Origin of the sequence: Moorena sp. SIO1F2 (assembly GCF_010672755.1) — a bacterium.
In the GTDB taxonomy this organism is placed as follows: domain Bacteria; phylum Cyanobacteriota; class Cyanobacteriia; order Cyanobacteriales; family Coleofasciculaceae; genus Moorena.
Genome location: NZ_JAAHFV010000466.1, coordinates 1 through 4296, shown reverse-complemented (window position 1 = coordinate 4296; position 4296 = coordinate 1). Strand labels below are relative to the sequence as shown.

Sequence of the window (4296 nt, the reverse complement as noted above, 5' to 3'; positions counted from 1 at the left end):
TCTAATATCGCCAGCATGTCATATACTAATTCTAGGATATTGTCTTTGTGCTGACTCCCGTTCGGTAGGGATTTCAACTCCTCAATTGCTTGCTGTTGCACTCTACCTCTACCGAGAATTCTCAACCATAAGGTTTCCGGGGTCACTGGTAGTTGGTGAATCGCCACAATCGCCGTATACAAGGATTTCCCCAGAAAGTACATCCCCTTGGGATAATTAACTAAATCTGGTTGAAAATTAAAGCTTTCTAAAAACTCTTCCGAAGCGGTTGGGGAAAGAATCCATAAACGAGGCAGTTCTGTCACCCTAACTTGGGCATTAGTGCGCTTAGCCTGACGGAAAACTTGACCATGAACCTGAATCAGTTTACCGATACAACTTAGCACCTCAAATTTAGTAACTGGGTTGCGGAACGGTTCAAAAATAGCAGGAGTTGTGGCCAGTTGTCCGAGTAATCCTAGGCTTTGTCCATTGGTGGTTAGTGGCTGGGATGGCAAAAAGTAAACATCAATTTCTTGAACTTCCCCAGGCACTTTCCAGCTCGTTTCTACCTTCCCCAGGGGGTCGAGGAGTTCTTTCAGACATTGTTTGGCAAATTGGTCATGGACGTTTCTGGTCATGGAACAGCCTAAAAACTATAGGAAAGGGAGTAGGGAGTAGGGAGTAGGGAGTAGGGAGTAGGGAGTAGGATAAAATTATCTATAACTCATAATTATTATAGCTGATAATTAGTCATTTTTTTTAATAAAAAAATTAATCAAAAAAACGGTGGTCAGTTTTTAAAAACTGACCATAAAAATCAAGGCTTCTTTAGCATCACCCCAAAAAGTTATCGGATTTATTTCCTACTCTTCCTTCCTGTTCCCTGCTCCCTGTTCCCTATGACCTACTATTTATAAGTATTCAACCGAAAATGAGATAAAATAGAGTGGGTGCATAATGCCAGCTCGGATGAACCGTTCTATGTTCCAACCGCAGCTTGGTACAGAATAGGGTAAAAACTACTAATAGAAAAGTAAGATGACCGATTTACAAACGTTTTACCGAGCTACCAACCCCAGTAAAACCTTAGCGGTGGACAATGAGGAGGATCGCAAGTATTACATTGATTTCTCTTCAGTACGGGGCGGTCAGATTATTGAAAAACTTAGAAAAAAGATTGCTATATTTTCACCAAATCAACCTACCTGTGAACTGTTTACTGGGCATATTGGCTGCGGCAAGTCTACGGAGTTGCTCAGGTTAAAGCTGGATTTAGAACGGTCAGGATTTCATGTGGTTTACTTTGAGTCCGACCGAGACTTGGAAATGAGCGATGTTGATATTAGCGATATTTTACTGGCGATCGCCCGTCGAGTCAGTGAAAGTCTCAAAGGCGCTGGCATTAGCCTTCAACCAGGGTACTTCCAGAGGTTATTTGGTGAAGTCACAGATATCTTAAAAACACCGATGGAGCTATCGGATGTAGAATTCTCTGTAGGGATTGCCACCATTACCAGTCAAGCGAAAGCTAGCCCTAAGCAGCGGGATAAGTTGAGAGGATATCTAGAGCCTCGAACCAATGGACTTATTGAAGCCATTAATCAGGAGGTGCTGGAGCCTGCTATCAAGAAATTGAAACAGACCGGGAAAAAGGGACTAGTAGTTATTGTTGATAACCTTGACCGCGTGGACTCTATACAAAAGCCCTTTGGTCGTCTTCAGCCAGAATATTTGTTTGCGGATCGAGGGGCACAGTTGCGGGGACTGGGCTGTCACGTGGTTTACACGATTCCATTGTCACTGCGGTTTTCCAATGACTTTGGGATGGTGACTGAACGGTTTATGACCGACCCCAAAGTCCTGCCAATGGTACCTGTACAGTTACGGGACGGTAGTAAACATGAACAGGGAATGGCACTGCTGCGACAGATGGTACTAGCAAGAGCATTCCCAGATTTAGAGCCAAACCAGCGTCTGACTAAAATTACAGCAATTTTTGACAGTGCTGAAACCTTAGACCGTTTATGTAGTGCTAGTGGCGGTCATGTGCGGAATTTGCTTCGGTTTCTCAATGATTGGATCATGGAAGAAGGAAAACTACCCCTGTCCCGTAATGGTCTAGAACGTATGATTAAGGCTCAGCATCATAAACTTGTGTTAGCGATCACTGATGATGAGTGGGATTTACTGCGTAAAGTAGCTAAGGATAAGAAAGTGACTGGAGATGATGGATATCAAATCTTAATCCGCAGTCGCTTTGTTTATGAGTATTATGATCAAGAAGAACCTTGGTTTGATGTTAATCCGATTTTGGCAGAAGCTAAGGAACTACAGCTATGAGTGCCTCCGATAAAACCAAAGAGGTTACTGCCTACAACGAGCGTGCGTTGCAAAGATTGGCTTGGGCAATGGAAGCTTCTCAGGGGCAATTTTCACTGATTTTTGCACACTGTAACTATACCTATGTACAGCAGCAAATGACTGAGCGGCTCCGAGAAAGCTGTCCTGTTCCAATCCGCGAGGTTGTGCTGAAAAAGTCTGATCGCAAACTTTATAGCAATATTCGGCAGGATTTAGGAGATCAGCAACCAGGGGCTATGATGGTCTTTGGCTTAGAGGCCGTTGATGATATTGATAGCTTGCTGACTGCCACTAACCAAGTGCGGGAAGAGTTTCGGAAAAATTTCCATTTCCCCCTAGTGCTGTGGATTAATGATGACGTTCAAACCAAATTGGTTCGGGTTGCTCCTGATTTCGAGAGTTGGGGCACAACTAGGGAGTTTCAAACCCCTCCTGATTCCTTATCTTATGAATTAATCTATACTCTCTCTCAACAAGCTAAGGAGATATTGGCTACCTTTCCAGACTCTGATCCCGACAAATTTTTGTATGAGCTGAATCGGGGGATAGATGATCTATCGGAATTTGGTTTAGCTTGGCAAGATTTACACCATCACAACCAGGAAATAGAACCAGATTTAGACGCTTTTTTTTACTTTATGGCAGGTCGAAATTACTATGTTAAACAACAGTTTGAACAATCATTACTTTACTTTCAAAAAAGCTTAGATATATGGCAAAGGCTAACCCGCTGCGATTGGCAAGGGATGGTTTTATTTCATATCGGTTTATGTCCTTATGTAAAACCTGAAGGAAAAAAAATATTTGAGCAATGTGTTGATAGTTTAGCTCAGATATCTGATCAGGATTTAGCTAACCGATTGATTACTCAAGTTGCCAGAGTATTGCAACGCTTGCAACGATGGGAAGACTTAGAAACCTTAGCCCAAAGGTCTCTAAAACTCCATAGAGCCAGTGATAATTCGATTGAGTTAGCTAAAGATTATGGTTTTCTGGCCGAGGTGGCTTTAGATAAATTAGCTTGGAATGAAGCTAAGGAATTAGCAGAGCAAGCACTCTCAATCCTGAAAACTAGTTTGTCGGATGAATCAACAGCAATTTCATCGGAGCATAAGGCAAAATTAGATGGGATGCCATCTGTTGATAAAGCTTGGTATTTATTATTATTAGCAAGAGCAGAAAAAGGTCTTTGTAAGTATCAATACAGTATCAATTATCTGGAAAAAGCTAAAGCAGAAACTCAAGCCCATTATGCTCCAGAGCTTTATATTAGGATTTTGGCAAGCTGGCGAGAATTATATCTTGAAAAGGGTGACTATCTAGCTGCTTTTGGAGTTAAACAAGAACGAATATCCATTGAGCAACAGTTTGGCTTGCGAGCCTTTATCGGTACAGGGAGATTACAGCCAAAACGAAGGAGAACTAAGTCTCAACTTCCAGCCCTTGAGCAGCCTGAAATGGTTGCAGACGAAATCATCGCTTCTGGCCGACAAAAAGATATCAATAATTTGGTCGAAAGAATTGGCAATACTAGTTGTAAATTAACTGTTATTCATGGAGCATCTGGGGTTGGTAAAAGTTCCTTAATCTATGCAGGATTAGTTCCAATTCTCAAGCAACGAGCCATTGGTCAACGAGATGTGCTGCCAATTCCCATACGAGTCTATACTGACTGGGTTAGGCAGTTGGGCAAGTTATTGGTTAATTCACTAAAAACAAGAGGGCTTAGTCTTTCTGTTGAAGCAGATTCAGTAACTACCATCTTGGAACAGTTGCAAGAAAATGGTGACCGAAACTTACTAACAGTTTTAATTTTTGATCAGTTTGAAGAATTATTTTCGGATCTACCAGATCTAGTCGAGCGCAATCTTTTATTGGAATTCTTAAAAACAGCAATTGACTATATTCCTTATACTCAAGTTATTCTGTCATTAAGGGAAGACTCTCTACACA

1 protein-coding gene and 2 pseudogenes are annotated in these 4296 nt (G+C 41.7%); 2 read left to right on the top strand and 1 reads right to left on the bottom strand.

Going from position 1 to position 4296, the window contains the following annotated elements; all coding sequences use genetic code 11:
• Window positions 1-620: pseudogene (locus tag F6J94_RS31005) on the bottom strand (hypothetical protein); the annotation flags it as partial.
• A gap of 400 nt (window positions 621-1020) precedes the next feature.
• On the opposite strand from F6J94_RS31005, the gene F6J94_RS31000 reads away from it, so the two are divergent.
• Together F6J94_RS31000 and F6J94_RS30995 are read left to right on the top strand one after the other, a co-directional pair.
• A complete protein-coding gene (locus tag F6J94_RS31000; protein WP_293047293.1) occupies window positions 1021-2322 on the top strand; it encodes an AAA family ATPase in 1302 nt (433 codons plus the stop codon).
• Window positions 2319-4296 (top strand): annotated as a pseudogene (locus F6J94_RS30995) (hypothetical protein); the annotation flags it as partial. The gene F6J94_RS31000 and the pseudogene F6J94_RS30995, both read left to right, overlap by 4 nt.